This is a genomic window from Thalassovita mediterranea, from assembly GCA_019448215.1.
Taxonomy (GTDB): Bacteria; Pseudomonadota; Alphaproteobacteria; order Caulobacterales; family Hyphomonadaceae; genus Henriciella.
Window position 1 is genome coordinate 127,035 of sequence record CP080408.1, and the last position, 15,221, is coordinate 142,255.

Genomic DNA, 15,221 nt, shown 5'->3' on the forward strand with positions numbered 1-15,221 from the left:
GCTAGACCATCCGCTCCTTGGTGGAGGTGAACTGGAGGTCGGGGTTCTTTTCCTGAACGTAGCCGACATCCCAGGTATTCTTGCCGAGGAAGACCGGTGCACCGTCGAGGTCAGTGCCCACGCTGCCGCGGTTCTTTTCCATGAAAGCTTCGAGCTTTGCCGGATCGTCCGACGAGACCCAGCGCGCGACGTTGTAGGCGGCCTGCTCGAAGACAACTTCGAGATTGTATTCCGCCGAAACGCGCTCTGCCATCACATCAATCTGCAGCGAGCCGACCGCGCCAACGATCATGTCAGAGCCGAGCACCGGCGTGAAAAGCTGGGTCACGCCCTCTTCAGCCAGGCTCTCAAGGGCCTTGCGCAAGTGCTTGGATTTCATCGGATCCTTGGGCCGCGCGCGGCGCAGGATTTCAGGGGCGAAGTTCGGGATGCCCTGGAACTTGATCTCACCGCTTTCAGACAGGCTGTCGCCGACACGAAGCTGGCCGTGGTTGGGCACGCCGATTACGTCGCCGGCATAGGCGGTCTCTGCGATCTCGCGGTCCTGCGCGAGGAACATGAGCGGGGCGTGGATATTGATCTGCTTGTTCGACGTCGTCTTGAGGCGCATGCCGCGCTTGAACTCACCGGAGCAAAGGCGAAGGAAAGCCACGCGGTCGCGGTGGTTAGGGTCCATGTTCGCCTGGATCTTGAAGACAAAGCCGGAGACGGTCTTGTCGGAGCGCTCAACCGTGATCGGCTGATCTTTTTTCTCTGCCTTCTGGGGACGCGGGCCGGGCGCGAATTCTGCCAGTGTCGAGAGAAGCTCATTCACACCGAAATGACGAAGGGCCGAGCCGAAAACGACGGGCGTCATATGGCCTTCTTCATAGGCCTTGCGGTCAAAATCCGGCAGGGCTTCGGAGGCAAGCTCTGCGCCCTCTTCCAGCTCATCCATGACCATGGTGTCGAGCGTGCCGCGCGCTTCCTGCATGCCGATGCGCGTGGACGGGCCCACATCGTCGGCCTGATCGGCTGTCTTCTTGCGGAAGGTGACAAAGTCGCCCTTGCGCAGGTCTTTCATGCCGGCAAAGCGCTGGCCTGAGGCGGCCGGCCAATAGAGCGGCGAGGTGTCCAGCTGTAGCTTGTCCTGGATCTCGTCGAGGAGTTCCAGCGGGTCGAGCGCTTCCCGGTCCATCTTGTTGATAAAAGTGATGATCGGGATGTCGCGCATCCGGCAGACTTCGAAGAGCTTCAGGGTCTGCGGCTCGATGCCTTTTGCGGCGTCGAGCACCATGACGGCGGAGTCGGCCGCCGTCAGCGTGCGATAGGTGTCTTCGGAGAAGTCTTCATGGCCCGGCGTATCGAGCAGGTTGAACATGAGATTGTCATGCTCGAACGTCATCACGGAAGCCGACACGGAGATACCACGGTCGCGCTCGATCTTCATCCAGTCAGAGCTGGTGCGGCGGCGCTCACCGCGCGCGGCGACCTGTCCGGCGAGGCGGATGGCGCCGCCAGCGAGAAGCAGGTTCTCGGTCAGCGTCGTCTTACCGGCGTCCGGGTGCGAAATGATGGCGAATGTCCGCCTGCGGGCGGCTTCTTCTGCGGGAGAAAGTGACATGAAACAGATCTTCGTTCTGCGAACGCGCTACTTAGGTGATAAAAACGCGCAGACCAAGCAGTGTGCTGTAGCAGGAGTCATCGGGTGCGGGTCAACGGCCAGAGATGGGTTTTCGAAGTCGGCAACAGTACCGTCACCGTTGAGAATGCCTGGGTCTGGTATGGCTACAGCCAGGAACGTGTGCGCCTGAATGATGAGGTTGTCTATGAGCGCAAGGGATGGGGCTATCTCGTCATGAGCGCGGTGATCCTGACGACGGTCGAACTGCTTGAGCGCGACTATGGGGTGACTATGGGCATTACCGTTCAGAACGACAGGCCCGTCATATTCTGCCGACTGATCACTGAAACCGAGACCATCGAACCCTTGGCGGTCTGGAAAGCCCGGTGGTCGACCAAGGATGTGCTCTGGCCCGATGACCCGGACCCGCTCGGTCTCGATGAAGGTGAGCGAAGCGTCTGGCAGCGACAGGACGAATAGCGATTTTGTGAATGCTATTTTGGGCTCTGTGCGGATTGCCTAATCGAACCGGACGCGGCTAGGGTCACCGGATTCAAATATGTGAGGGAATTGAGGGCATGTCAGACCAGACCGCTACCAGCGATCAGAAAGGCTTTCTCGGCTGGGTCGAGAAAACGGGCAACAAATTGCCCGACCCGGTCTTCATCTTCTTCTACCTGATCATCGCGCTGATGATCGTCTCGCAGATCTGCGCCTGGCTCGGCGTTTCTGCGTTTCATCCCAGCCTAACCAATCCTGACGGCACCCCGCAGCTGGAAGAGGCTGCAAGCCTGTTCTCACCTGAGAATATCCAGCGGCTATGGGTCGAGATGCCGACGACGTTCACACACTTCCATCCGCTCGGCTATGTGCTGGTTGTGATGCTAGGCGCGGGCGTCGCAGAACGGTCGGGCCTCTTTGGCAGCGCGATCCGCGGCGCAGTGCGCAATGCGCCGAAAGCCATGCTGACTCCGCTAGTCGCGCTGATCGCGATGCTGTCGAACCACGCCGCCGATGCAGGTTATGTCGTGATGATCCCGCTGGCGGCGATCATCTTCGCCTCGGCAGGACGCCACCCGCTGGCAGGGATCGCGGCCGCCTTCGCGGGCGTGTCTGGTGGTTTCTCTGCGAACATCACACCGGGCCAGCTCGACGCGCTGCTCTTCGGCATCACGGAAAGTGCCTACGGCGCCAGCAATATTGATGGCGGCTGGAGCGTGAATTTCGCCGGTAACTGGTACTTCATCGCGGTGCTTCTCTTTATTTACCTGCCTGTTATCTGGCTGGTCACCGACAAGATCATCGAGCCACGTCTTGGCAAATGGAAGCCGGACGCAGACAGCGACATGCAGTCTTATGGCGATGAGGACCGCCCGCTTACCGAAGGCGAGAAGAAGGGCCTCGGCCGCGCGGGTCTTGCCATTCTCGGGGTCGTGCTTCTCTGGGTCTTCATGACGATCGGGCCGGGCACGCCGCTTCTGGCTGATGGCCCCGGTAATGAAGACGCTGCCTGGTATGTGCAGGCTGGCCCGCTCTTCCGCTCGCTTGTGGCAGCCTTCCTGATCCTGTTCCTCGCCGCAGGCTGGGCGTATGGCTCGGCTGCCGGGACGATCAAGAACCACCGCGACCTCGTCAACATGATGGCGGGTGGCATGAAGGATATGGGCTATTACCTCGTCCTCGCCTTTGCAGCTGCGCACTTTGTGGCGATGTTTGGCTGGTCGAACCTCGGCCTCATTTCGGCTGTGCACGGCGCAGACGCGATCAATAATAGCGGCCTGCCGCTCCCGGCCGTGCTGGGCCTGATCGTGCTCTTCTCTGCTGCGCTGAACCTGTTCGTTGGGTCTGCGAGTGCTAAGTGGGCGCTGCTCGCGCCTGTTCTGGTGCCGATGCTGATGCTGGTCGGGATCAGCCCGGACGGTGCAACCGCGGCCTACCGTGTGGGCGACGGTGCAACGAACATCATCACCCCGCTCATGGTCTACTTCCCGCTGATCCTCGTCTTCGCCCAGCGCTGGCAGAAGAACTTTGGCCTCGGCAGCCTGACCGCGATGATGATCCCGTACTCGATCTGGATGCTCATCACAGGCGTTGCGCTGATGATGATCTGGCTGTTCGTTGGCTTCCCGCTCGGGCCGGGCGCGCCTGCACAGATCCCGATTCCAGGGACGGCTGGCTAGACGACCTGACAGTTCAAAAAAGCAGCGCCGCCGGTCTCATCAACCGGCGGCGCTTTTCTTTTGGGCGGAAGGTCTGGCGTCAGACGCCGTGGATTTCGCCTGCGGCGGCCTCGGCCTTGATCCATTTGATGAAGGCGCGGACATCGTCTGACTGGTGGCGGCCTTTGGGCCAGACGATCCAGTAGCCAAAGTCGATGCTGGTTGATCCGTCTGCGAATGGCGCGACGAGACGGCCTGCTGCCATATCCGACGAGGCGATGGCGCGCTTGGCGAGGACGACGCCGCGCCCGGACGCTGCGGCCTCAATCGCCATGGAGGACTGGTTGAAACGCGGGCCGCGCTGGCCATTCACCTGATCTGCAATGCCGCGCGCTGCGAGCCAGCTTGTCCAGTCAGGACAGGATGGGTCCTGCTCGGTGCTCTCATCGTGGATGAGCGTGTGCTTGGCGAGATCTTCAGGTTTCTCGATCGCGTCAGAGCCTTCCAGAAGACGCGGCGAGCAGACCGGAAGCACCGTCTCATCCATCAGCTTCTCTGATTTGAGGCCATCATAGCTGCCCTGCCCATAGCGGATCGCGAAGTCTGCGTCGGCCGTGGTGAAATCGGTGATCGACATGTCTGCCGAAATCCACGCCTCGATACCCGGATTGGAGATGTGAAACCGGTCAAGGCGCGGGGCCAGCCATTTCGCGGCAAAGCTCGGCGCGCAGGAGACCATGACCCGGCCCTTGCGCGCAGGCTGCTGCATGATGCGGCCAGCTTCGGTGATGCGGGAGAAGGCTTCACGCACCAGCGGCAGGCTCGCCTGCGCCGCATCGGTCAGCAGCACGCTGCGCCCGGTGCGCTTGAAAAGGGGCGTGCCGGCATATTCTTCCAGCTGACGGATATGCTGGGAAATGGCGCCCGGCGTAACGTTCAGCTCCTCAGCCGCCTTGCTGAAGGACAGACGGCGGGCAGCCGCTTCAAAGGCGCGCAGCGCATTTAGCGGGGGCAGACGGTCATTCGGATCGGCCATGGAATTCCTCGCATAGTTTATCTAAACGATGGGATCAGGGGTCTACGCTTGCCGGAGGCGGGTCACAAGCCTCATTTTCCGGTAAGTCCCAGTAACGCCCGGCAATGCGAGTCCAGATGCAACTCTTCCCAGCCTTCTTCCAGATGGATGGCGCCCAGATCGTCATTTTCGGCGATGGCGTGAATGCCGAGCGCAAGGCGCGCCTCGTCGCCAAGACCCCGGCGCAGATTGCGCTGGTCAGCCGACACATGCCTGATTGGGCCAAAGCCGTTGAGCAGATCACGCATGTCGAGCCGGAACAGGCCGGACAGGCGCTGGACATGTCGCGCTTTGCGATCATCGCGTCTGAGGACGAGACAGAGCTGCAGTGGGCCTACGAACTTGTTCGTGCCTTCGGCGTGCCGGTGAACGTGGTGGACCGCAAGGAGCTTTGCGACTTCACCGTGCCGAGCATTCTGGATCGCGGTCAGGTCGTCGCCGCGTTCGCAACGGGCGGCGCAGCCCCTGTGATCGCCAAGGATATTCGCGCAAAACTCGAAACGCTTCTGCCGGAGCGGATCGGCAAGCTCGCCGAACTGGCTGAGCGCTGGCGCCCGGCTGTGAAGGACGCGATCAGTTCCGAAACCTCGCGCCGTCACTTCTGGGAACACGTGCTGCGCGGGCCTGTGGCTGAAGCGGTCTATGGCGGCGATGATGCGCGCGCCGAGAAGCTGATGGATATCGCCCTCCTTCGCTTTTCTCATGAGGCAAGCTCGAACGACCCCGGCCCCGTCCACATTGTTGGCGCAGGCCCCGGCGACCCGGAGCTTCTGACGCTCAAAGCCTTCCGCCTGATCCAGCAGGCCGACATCGTATTTCACGACAAGCTCGTCTCGGATGAGATCATGGACATGGTCCGCCGCGACGCAGAACGTGTGCCCGTCGGCAAGTCCAAGGGCGAGCATCTCGTGCCACAGGACGGCATCCACGAACTGATGATTGCAGCGGCCCGCGAAGGCAAACGCGTCGTGCGCCTCAAGGGCGGCGACCCTTTCATCTTCGGGCGCGGCGGCGAGGAAGTCGAAGCGCTGCGTGAAGCGGGCATCGAAGCGACGGTCGTGCCGGGCATTTCTTCGGCGCTTGGGTGCGCGGCGAATGCGAACCTGCCACTGACCCACCGCGACCATGCCCAGACGCTGACCTTCGTGACGGGCCATGCCCGCAAGGGCGGCGTGCCGGACCTCGACTGGCAAGGGCTGGCCAAGCCTAACCAGACCGTCGTCGTCTTCATGGGCGTTGGCACATCCACCATCATTTCGGAAAAACTGCAGGAAGCCGGCCTTTCAGGTGACACCCCCGTGGCCGTCATTGAGAATGGCACGCGCGCGAACGAGACACGCGGCTTTGGCTCTCTTGAGGCCCTGCCCCGGATCATAGAAACACATGGCATCAAGGGGCCGGCACTGCTGATCATCGGCGAGGTTGCCGGTCTTCCCGCTGAGGCCCAGAACAAATTCATAGCGGAGGCGCTGGCATGACTTCGGTCCGCCCAAAACTGAAACCCGACCAGCCCAAGGCGGTGACCGCCTGGGACACGCTGACCGGCAAAGTCGTCTGGATGGCAGGCGATGGCAGCTGGTCCGACGACCCGCAGCGCATCGGCGTCTTCATCGGCGATGAGGCCGAGGCCCGCCTGAAAGATGCAGAAGCACAGGAAGGCACGGTCACTGACCCCTACTTCATGCAGGTCACTGAAACCGGCGCCGTCGATGGCCGTGAGACGCTGCGCGAAAATATTCGTGCGAACGGGCCGACAGTGCATCCTGAATTCCAGAAAGCACCGAAATGATCCGCATCTATGGTGACAGCATTTCGGGCAACTGCCTGAAAGTGAAATGGGTCGCAGAGCGCCTCGGCATCGACCATGAATGGGTCGAGATCGACGTCATGAAGGGCGAGACCCGCACGGATACTTTCCTTGCGATCAACCCGTTCGGCCAGGTGCCGGTCATCGAGTTCGACAATGGCCGCGTACTCGCCCAGTCCAACGCCATCATCTCCTATCTCGCCGATGGCAGCGAGCTTGTGCCGGAAGACGCTTTCGAGCGCGCCAAGGTTCTGGAGTGGATGTTCTGGGAGCAATATTCGCACGAGACGGCGATCGCTGTGCGCCGCTTCCAGAAGCATTACGAAAAGCGCAGCGACGAAGAGATCGACCCGCACCTGATGGCAAAGGGCCGCCGCGCACTTGGCCGGATGGAACTTGCCCTGCTTGGCAATGACTGGATCGCTGGCGGTGAGGCGATGACGCTCGCCGATATCTCGCTGCTTGCGTATACCCGCCTCGCCCATGAAGGCGGGTTTGACGTGTCCGAGTTTCCCGCCGTTCACGGCTGGATTGCGCGCTGCGAGCGCGAGCTCGGCCTTCCCCATCTGCATGAGGTTACCGATGTACAGGTATGATGAATTCGACACCCGGATCGTAAAGGAACGGGTCGAGCAGTTTCGTGGACAGGTGGCCCGCCGCCTGTCTGGCGAACTGAAGGAAGACGAGTTTAAGCCGCTGCGGCTGCAGAACGGCGTCTATCTCCAGCTGCACGCATACATGCTGCGGATCGCTATTCCCTATGGCCAGCTCAATCCGCGCCAGATGCGCGCACTGGCCGAGATCGCCCGCAAGTATGACCGTGGCTATGGCCACTTCACGACACGCCAGAACATCCAATTCAACTGGGTGGCACTCAAGGATATTCCCGATGTACTGGCGGACCTTGCTGAGGTCGAGATGCATGCCATCCAGACCTCAGGCAACTGCATCCGGAACGTCACGAGCGACCATTATGCAGGGGCAACGAAGGATGAGGTGATGGACCCGCGCCCATGGTGCGAGATCATCCGCCAATGGTCGACCTTCCATCCGGAATTCGCTTTCCTGCCGCGCAAGTTCAAGATCGCCGTGACGGCAGCCGAGCACGACCGCGCGGCGATCAAGGTGCACGATATCGGCCTCAACATGCGCCGCAAGGACGGCGAGGTCGGCTTTGAAGTCCACGTCGGCGGCGGCCAGGGGCGGACGCCTCATATCGCCGCCAAGGTCTCTGACTTCGTGCCGGAAAGCGAGCTGCTTGATTATCTGGAAGCCATCATGCGGGTCTATAACCGCTTTGGCCGCCGCGATAACAAGTACAAGGCGCGCATCAAGATCCTCGTCTCTGAAACGGGCGAAGAGGAATTCCGCAAGCTGGTCGAGGATGAATTCGCCGCCCAGCGGACGGCTGAGAAGATCGCCCTGCCCCAAGAAGAGATCGACCGGATCCACGCCTATTTCGAGCCGCCTAAGCTGGCGGCGAAGTCGGCAAGTTCAGACAGCTTCGAAAAGGCAAAGACCGCTGACGCAGGCTTCGCACGCTGGACGCGCGCGAATTTGCACCCGCACAAGGTGGATGGCTATACGACGGTGACCGTCAGCCTGAAGCCGATGGGCGTTGCCGCCGGTGACGCGACCGACGACCAGATTGACGTGATGGCAGACCTCGCCGAGAGTTATGGCCACAACGATATCCGCGTCAGCCATGCGCAGAACGTCGTCCTGCCGCATGTCGCGCTGGACGATGTCTATGAGCTTTACCGCAAGCTGGATGCAGCCGGTCTCGCAACACCGAATGAAGGCCTCATTTCGGACATGATCGTCTGCCCGGGTCTTGATTACTGCAACCTCGCCAATGCGCGCTCTATCCCGGTTGGCATGGCAATCCAGGAAGCGTTCAGCGACCCGGACGACCAGGCCGATATCGGCAAGTTCCACATCAATATTTCTGGCTGCATCAATGCCTGTGGTCACCACCATGTCGGCCATGTCGGAATTCTGGGCGTCGACCGGAAAGGTGAGGAATACTACCAGATCACGCTGGGTGGACGCGCCGATGAGAAAGCCGCCATTGGTCAGATCGCCGGGCCGGGCCTGAAGGCCGAGGACGTGCCGGTCGCGCTGAAACGCCTCGTCGATCGCTACCGCGAGCTTCGCACCGGCAAGGACGAAACCTTCATCGAAACGTTTGAGCGCGAAGGCATGGAGCCTTTCAAGGACGCCATCTACGCGGGCGCGTAGAGAGACGAGGACGACACTTACATGCCACTTATCAAGGACCGCCGCGAAGTCGACGATATCTGGGCCTATGTGCCCAACGAAGCCGATCTCTCTCCCGGTGGGTGCATCACGGTTTCACTCGCGCGCTTTCGTAGCGAGACGGAGCTTCTTCTTGCGAGAAATACTGAAATCGGCGTGCGCCTGGAGCCTGCCGACGACCCGCATGAGCTTGAAGAATTTCTGGACCGCCTGGCGCTGATCGAGGTCGATTTTCCCAAATATACTGATGGGCGCGGCTATTCGCAGGCCCAGCTCCTGCGCCGCCGCATGGGCTATGAAGGAGAGCTCCGCGCCGTCGGCCACGTCCTGCGAGATCAGATTCTCTATATGAACCGTTCAGGGTTCGATGCTTTTGAGACCGAGAGGGCCGAACTACCTTCCGTACTAGACGCGCTGGAAGAGTTTTCAGCGGTGTATCAGCCAGCAGCGGATGAACGCGTTCCCGTTTTCCGCCGCCGGCTCGGAAAGGATTAAAGGCGCTTATATGCCATATGCCGATTATCAGACACGTCTGAGACAGCCCGTTGAGGAGCGGCTTGCCCGCCTCAATGGTGAGCTGCGTCACGCGTCCGCAACCACGATCCTGCGCGCATCTCTGGTGCGAGAGTGGGCGGGCAAGCTGACCTATGTGTCGAGTTTCGGCGCAGAGAGCGCTGTGATGCTGTCGCTCATCGCGGATGTCGATCCGGATTTCCCGATCGTCTTCCTCGAGACCGGTCTGCATTTCCCGCAGACGCTGGACTACAAGGATGAGCTGATCGACCGGCTGGGCCTCACGAATGTGCAGAAAATCAAGCCGAACGAGACCGAGCGCAAGATTATCGACCCGAAGGACCGCCTCTGGCAGACCGATCCGGACGCCTGCTGCTCACTCCGCAAGGTGCGCCCGCTTGAGCCTGCGCTGGAAGGCTTCGATGCCTGGATTACCGGTCGCAAGCGCTTCCATGGCGGCGCCCGTATGAGCCTGCCTGTGTTTGAGCACGCCAATGGCCGCTACAAGGTGAACCCGCTGGCAAGCTGGACGCAGGAAGATGTCGACCGCTATTTCGTGCAGCGTAACCTGCCGAAGCACCCGCTGGTGTCACAGGGCTATCCGTCGATTGGCTGCTGGCCTTGCACGCGCCCTGCAGAAGACCCGTCTGATGTCCGTTCTGGCCGCTGGGCCGGTATGGCAAAGACCGAATGCGGCCTGCACGTCGAAAAGGCTGAGCGTCCGCGCGTCTTCTAGACTGCTCTGGATTTTTATTGAAAATCGATATATCGTCTGTCCAGACTGGCGTGGATCTGCACGTCGCTGACTGGACAGACGACTATGACACTGACGATCCCTGAAGGCCTCATCCTGCTTTCGCTGAAGAATGAAACAGGCCAGAAGGCAGGAGAATTCGTCGAATATGGCCTCGCAGGCGGCGCCATTGCAGAGCTTATCCTGACGGGCCGACTCGCACATGACGAAGCGAAGGCAAAGAATCTCGTCATTGTTGATGCCTCAGCGACAGGCGACGCGTTTCTGGACTTCTGTCTGGACGTTCTCGAACAAGTAGGCAGCGGAAAGTCCATCAAGACCTATGTGAACAAGCTCGCCAACAAGTCGAAACTGTTCCGCGAGCAGGCATCGGCCCTTGCAGAAAAAGGCGTACTGACGACTGACCCTCAGTCTTTCCTGTTCTTCAACTGGACCCACTACCCTGAGGCAGACCCGTCAGTCGAAGCTGGCCTGGTCGAACATCTTCACGCTGTCATGTTCGAAGGCAAACCGCCAGAAGCCAGAGACTGCGTGGCGATTGCCCTTGCCGACAAGACGGGGCTGCTGCGCCGGAATTTCGACAAGGCTGAGCTGAACACCCACAAGAAGCGCACCAAGGAAATTGCCGAAGGCGGCATGGAGCCGTCGAAAGCAACGGTCGATGCCATCGCCGCTGTGCAGGCAGCCCTCATAGTGACGACTGTCGCGGCGGCGACCGTCGCAACGTCGAGCTAGGCTCTCGACCCGCCACTCAGAGGCGGAAATGTGAAAACTACGTAACCTGCAGCATTTATTGCAGTTTGCGGGGAACCTTTTGTGACCCTCTTCAAACTTCTGCCAAATTCTTTTGGCAAGTTGGGAACCATGAAAGCACTTATCCGTTTCTTCTCGTTATCGCTTGCGGCCGCCACCCTCGCAGGGAGCGCCGCTTTCGCCAAAACGCCGACTGACGCGATGGGAGCAGACCTCTGGGGCGAAGCCCTTGCGGCCAAATCCTTCCATCACGAACAGGTCAAGAATGACGACATGATGATCGTCATCGACTATAGCCGCCATTCGAGCGAGCCGCGTTTCTTCCTGGTGGACATGAACACCATGCAGGCCGAGAGCTTCCTCGTTTCACACGGGCGCAACTCGGACCTGGATCATGACGGCATCGCCGATGCGTTCTCCAATGTGAGCGGCTCGAAGATGACGTCGCTCGGCACCTATGTGACGGCCGAAACATATTACGGCAAGCATGGTCTGTCGCTGCGCCTCGATGGTCTCGACGAGGAGAACTCGCGGGCCCGTGAGCGTGCGATCGTGATCCATGGCGCTGACTATGTGACGCCGACCCGCACCAAGATGGGCCGTAGCTGGGGGTGCCCTGCCCTCGAACGTGCCGTCGCTGAAAGGCTCATTCCCGAGATTGCAAATGGTGTCCTGATCTATGTGCGCGGCGATACTCCGAACCAGCAGTTCGCGAGCGCCGGTAAGTCCAGAGGCTCACGCTAAGAGCTCACACACCTATATTATCGATCAGGCGGGTTGATCCCATCCAGGCTGCTGCGAGGAGGCGGCAGTCCTGTCCGGCCTCCATCGGGCCGTCGGGAAGATCCTGCAACGTGACCGGATCGACCGCGCTGACATAATCGAGCTTTGAGAAGCCCGCCGCCAGAATGGTGCCGCGGGCTTCTTTCATGGCGTCCTCGACAGGACATCCAATACGGAGCCGGCAGGCCGCACGGTGCAGCGCTGAGAAGATAGCGTTTGCGCGGCGGCGCTCTTCCTCGCTGAGATAGGCATTGCGGGAGGACTGGGCGAGACCATCTTCGTCGCGCCAGGTCGTTCCTCCGATGATCTCGATCGCAAAGCCAAGATCACGCACCATACGCTTGATGATCTGGAGTTGCTGATAGTCCTTCTCGCCGAAGACAGCGACGTCCGGGCGAACATGGATGAAGAGCCGGGCCACCACGGTGGCAACGCCATAGAAGAAGTGCGGACGATAGATCCCGTCCAGAAGGTCCGACATCTCCTCAACCCGGACATTGGTGAGGGAGCCTTCGGGGTATATTTCATCAACGCTTGGACAATAGACGAGATTACAGCCCGCCGCGCTGAGCCGGGCCACGTCGCCCTCTTCATTACGGGGATAGCGATCAAGGTCTTCGCCCGGCGCGAACTGGGTCGGATTGACGAAGATACTGGCCACGACGAAATCGGCATTCTCCCTGGCTTTCGTCACCAGTGAGATGTGACCGTCATGCAGGGCGCCCATCGTCGGGACGAATCCCACACGCTGTCCTGACTTGTGGACCGCTGAAATCTCACGCTGCAAATCCGCGCGAGTCCTGACAATCTTTGCCTGCTGCATGCTCACTTGGAGAAGTCTCCGAATTCTGGTTTCCTCAACGAGGTATTAACCAATTAGGCCGATTTGTTCACTTTATGAGAAAGTCCGATATGTCTCTCTTGCAAACGTTTCTGGCCCGCGCGGCCCTGCCGTTCAAACTAAAAAGACCGCTGGTCAACCTTGGTGAACGCAGGCCCTCCATGAGCACGAGCCATGGTCATGACGACTGGCTTTTCGAAGACGAGCGCCCTGTTGTCGGCAAGACGGACGTGTTTTCACGTCTGACCGCGTCGCTCTGCAGGCTCCGCAACTGTCTCGTGGATATCGCAAACGCAGCACCGATCATCGAAGTGCGCCCGTCCCATTACAGGGTGGAATTCTCCGACCATTGCGGTCTTGAGGATGATGTCATGTTCGATGATGAGCTGTTCGATCGCCCGACAGCCTACCGTCCAGAACGCAGCGAGCCGACATGGCTGGACAATATTCTGTTTGACCGATCTGCCGGTCTCGCGCCTGCCTGACAGGCTGCGTCGCCGGCGATCGAATACAATTGGGCAATCTGGAAGGGGCTGTAATGGCTGCTGATGGCTTCGGGTCCATTGGATCCGCGCATACGGACGGCGCGCACATGAATGATGCGCCGTCGCGTCCCTGCCGCATCATCACGATCGGCAATGAGAAAGGCGGTGCGGGCAAGTCTACCGTCGCGATGCATCTTTGTATTGCCCTGCTGCGCCAGGGCAAACGGGTCGGCGCGATCGACCTGGATGTGCGCCAGCGCTCATTCACCCGCTATCTCGAGAACCGCTATCGCTGGATTGAGACGACAAGCTCCCGCCTCCCTATGCCGGATATGATCCGCGTGGATGCGAGTACGCATCGAAGCCTGGATGAGGCCGAAGCCGAGGAAGCGAGCCGTCTTGAAGACGCGCTACAGCGCCTTGCGACGGTTTGCGACGTGATCATTATCGATGCGCCCGGCAGCGACACGTTCCTGTCGCGCCTTGCGCATGAGAAGGCCGACACGCTGATCACACCGCTCAATGACAGCTTTGTTGATTTCGACCTTCTGGGCGATGTGAACCCGCAAACGCTGCAGGTGCTGCGCCCGAGCTTCTATTCGGAGATGGTCTGGTCCTGCCGCAAGGCACGCGCCATGGCGGGCAAGCGCCCTGTCGACTGGATCGTCATGCGCAACCGCACCTCACCGCTCGAAGCGCGCAACAAGCAGAAGGTCGGCGAAGCAATGGACAATCTGTCCAAGCGGGTCGGCTTCCGCATTGCGCCGGGCCTGTCCGAGCGCGTCATCTACCGCGAGCTCTTCCCTGCAGGCCTCACCCTGCTCGACCTCACCGAGAAGGGATCGAACTTCGCTTTCACGATGAGCCATGTCGCCGCCCGCCAGGAGCTGCGCGAACTGGTCCTGATGCTGAAGCTGCCTGAGCTTGCTGACGCCGATCTCGTCATCTGAGACAGCGTCAGTTGGTAAAACAAAGCCCCGGCCGAGATGATCGGCCGGGGCTTCTTACTGAACTCTACTAAACTGGTCTGGCGTGGCCCTAGCGCGGCGCGACACGCAGCGGAGCGCTTTCGTCGCCTTCGCCAATCGTGGCTGGAGTGAAGACTTCACCGTTCAGCATCGGCATGGCTGCGGCGTTGATATTACCCGGGCGCTGGATGTTGTTCATCGCATAGCTCGCAAGCGCGGTATCCGGCAGGCGCGGCGTTTCAAATGTGCTGAACGCAGCCTCGATAAGGTCGGAGACGTGCTGGTTGCGCGAAAGCGACGAAGAACCGCCGAACATGATGGCGATCACGCGGCGACCATCGCGGCGGGCAGACGACATGAGATTGAAGCCGGATGCGCGGGTGTAACCGGTCTTGATACCGTCAACGCCATCGACCGAGCGGAGCAGCGCATTGTGGTTCGGAAACTTCTGGGAGCCCCACTGGAAGCTGTCAGTGGAGAAATAGTGATAGTAGCCGGAGTGATCCTCGAGCAGGCGTTCTGCGAGAATGGCCATGTCACGTGCCGTCGACATCTGCGCGGCGTCAGGTAGGCCCGACGCATTGCGGAAGGTCGTGCGGGTCATGCCAAAGGAGCGCGCCTTTGCAGTCATCAGCGTAGCGAAGCGGGATTCTGAAGAGCCAAGACGCTCTGCGATTACGACAGCCACATCATTGGCAGATTTCGTGACGAGCGCGCGGATCGCGTCGCGCACCGTAATGGTGGAGCCAGCGCGAAGACGCAGATTGGATGGCGGCTGTGAAGCAGCTGCGCGAGACACCGGCAGTTCTTCAGAGAGCGTAATCTCACCTGCCTTGAGCGCATCGAACACCATGTAAAGTGTCATCGCCTTGGTGAGGGAGGCTGGATAGCGCAGCGCGTCGGCATTGCGCGCATGCAGCACTTCGTGGGTATCAGCATCGACAACGATGGACGCGTACTTCTCAGCCTGCGCGAACTGGGCGGGCATCAAACTTATCGCGAGCACCCCCAACGTGACACGCGCAAGTCGTCCAATGAAACCGAGCTTCATATGATCCCTCCGTGAATTGATGCAGTCCCCGTCCTCTGCAGGGAAGACCTTAGGATGATAGAAATGAGTTATCCAGCCGTTAACCGCATGGCGCGATCTGTTAACCCGCAATTCCCGTGCCAGGCGTAATTTTTGTGCACCGCACAAAAAGATGTTGCAACTGCGAAACG

General features: G+C 60.2%; 16 protein-coding genes. 12 read left to right on the forward strand and 4 right to left on the reverse strand.

The genetic code is table 11. The features are described 5' to 3' along the window. Window position 1: 1 nt before the first annotated feature. The gene (locus KUV46_00640; GenBank protein QYJ00920.1) at window positions 2-1,603 is read right to left on the reverse strand and encodes a peptide chain release factor 3; all 1,602 of its coding nucleotides are present in this window, start codon (window positions 1,601-1,603) and stop codon (window positions 2-4) included. 84 nt (window positions 1,604-1,687) lie between these two features. Between KUV46_00640 and KUV46_00645 the strand changes: the two genes are divergently transcribed. After that, window positions 1,688-2,083: a hypothetical protein gene (locus tag KUV46_00645; GenBank protein ID QYJ00921.1), complete on the forward strand. Its 396-nt coding sequence runs from the start codon at window positions 1,688-1,690 to the stop codon at window positions 2,081-2,083. A gap of 98 nt (window positions 2,084-2,181) precedes the next feature. Then, window positions 2,182-3,783 carry an AbgT family transporter gene (locus KUV46_00650; protein QYJ00922.1) on the forward strand — a complete coding sequence of 534 codons (1,602 nt, stop codon included), beginning with the start codon at window positions 2,182-2,184 and terminating at the stop codon, window positions 3,781-3,783. Between the two features lie 79 nt (window positions 3,784-3,862). Here KUV46_00650 and gcvA read toward each other — a convergent pair whose 3' ends face one another. Next, complete coding sequence (gcvA, locus tag KUV46_00655) at window positions 3,863-4,798, reverse strand: transcriptional regulator GcvA (GenBank protein QYJ00923.1); 936 nt, start codon at window positions 4,796-4,798, stop codon at window positions 3,863-3,865. Window positions 4,799-4,914: 116 nt separating this feature from the next. Between gcvA and cysG the strand changes: the two genes are divergently transcribed. The 8 genes from cysG (at window position 4,915) to KUV46_00695 (ending at window position 11,667) form a co-directional block, all read left to right on the forward strand. Then, complete coding sequence (gene cysG / locus KUV46_00660; GenBank protein ID QYJ00924.1) at window positions 4,915-6,315, forward strand: siroheme synthase CysG; 1,401 nt, start codon at window positions 4,915-4,917, stop codon at window positions 6,313-6,315. Then, a complete protein-coding gene (locus KUV46_00665) occupies window positions 6,312-6,626 on the forward strand; it encodes a DUF2849 domain-containing protein (GenBank protein ID QYJ00925.1) in 315 nt (104 codons plus the stop codon). The genes cysG and KUV46_00665 overlap by 4 nt, the downstream gene beginning before the upstream one ends. Beyond that, a complete protein-coding gene (locus tag KUV46_00670; GenBank protein QYJ00926.1) occupies window positions 6,623-7,240 on the forward strand; it encodes a glutathione S-transferase family protein in 618 nt (205 codons plus the stop codon). The genes KUV46_00665 and KUV46_00670 overlap by 4 nt, the downstream gene beginning before the upstream one ends. Beyond that, a complete protein-coding gene (locus KUV46_00675) occupies window positions 7,227-8,885 on the forward strand; it encodes a nitrite/sulfite reductase (protein ID QYJ00927.1) in 1,659 nt (552 codons plus the stop codon). The genes KUV46_00670 and KUV46_00675 overlap by 14 nt, the downstream gene beginning before the upstream one ends. A 21-nt stretch (window positions 8,886-8,906) precedes the next feature. Continuing rightward, window positions 8,907-9,398: a DUF934 domain-containing protein gene (locus tag KUV46_00680; GenBank protein ID QYJ00928.1), complete on the forward strand. Its 492-nt coding sequence runs from the start codon at window positions 8,907-8,909 to the stop codon at window positions 9,396-9,398. A gap of 10 nt (window positions 9,399-9,408) precedes the next feature. Continuing rightward, window positions 9,409-10,152: a phosphoadenylyl-sulfate reductase gene (locus KUV46_00685; protein ID QYJ00929.1), complete on the forward strand. Its 744-nt coding sequence runs from the start codon at window positions 9,409-9,411 to the stop codon at window positions 10,150-10,152. A gap of 84 nt (window positions 10,153-10,236) precedes the next feature. Then, entirely contained in the window at window positions 10,237-10,905 is a 669-nt protein-coding gene (locus KUV46_00690; GenBank protein QYJ00930.1) for a GPP34 family phosphoprotein, read from the forward strand. A gap of 129 nt (window positions 10,906-11,034) precedes the next feature. Continuing rightward, window positions 11,035-11,667: a murein L,D-transpeptidase catalytic domain family protein gene (locus KUV46_00695; GenBank protein ID QYJ00931.1), complete on the forward strand. Its 633-nt coding sequence runs from the start codon at window positions 11,035-11,037 to the stop codon at window positions 11,665-11,667. A 4-nt stretch (window positions 11,668-11,671) separates the two neighbouring features. Here KUV46_00695 and panC read toward each other — a convergent pair whose 3' ends face one another. Beyond that, window positions 11,672-12,529: a pantoate--beta-alanine ligase gene (panC, locus tag KUV46_00700; protein QYJ02323.1), complete on the reverse strand. Its 858-nt coding sequence runs from the start codon at window positions 12,527-12,529 to the stop codon at window positions 11,672-11,674. Window positions 12,530-12,708: 179 nt separating this feature from the next. Between panC and KUV46_00705 the strand changes: the two genes are divergently transcribed. Beyond that, window positions 12,709-13,032: a hypothetical protein gene (locus KUV46_00705; GenBank protein QYJ00932.1), complete on the forward strand. Its 324-nt coding sequence runs from the start codon at window positions 12,709-12,711 to the stop codon at window positions 13,030-13,032. 107 nt (window positions 13,033-13,139) lie between these two features. Further along, complete coding sequence (locus KUV46_00710; protein QYJ02324.1) at window positions 13,140-13,982, forward strand: division plane positioning ATPase MipZ; 843 nt, start codon at window positions 13,140-13,142, stop codon at window positions 13,980-13,982. 88 nt (window positions 13,983-14,070) lie between these two features. On the opposite strand, the gene KUV46_00715 is transcribed toward KUV46_00710, so the two are convergent. Then, a complete protein-coding gene (locus KUV46_00715; GenBank protein QYJ00933.1) occupies window positions 14,071-15,051 on the reverse strand; it encodes a D-alanyl-D-alanine carboxypeptidase in 981 nt (326 codons plus the stop codon). Window positions 15,052-15,221 lie beyond the last annotated feature (170 nt).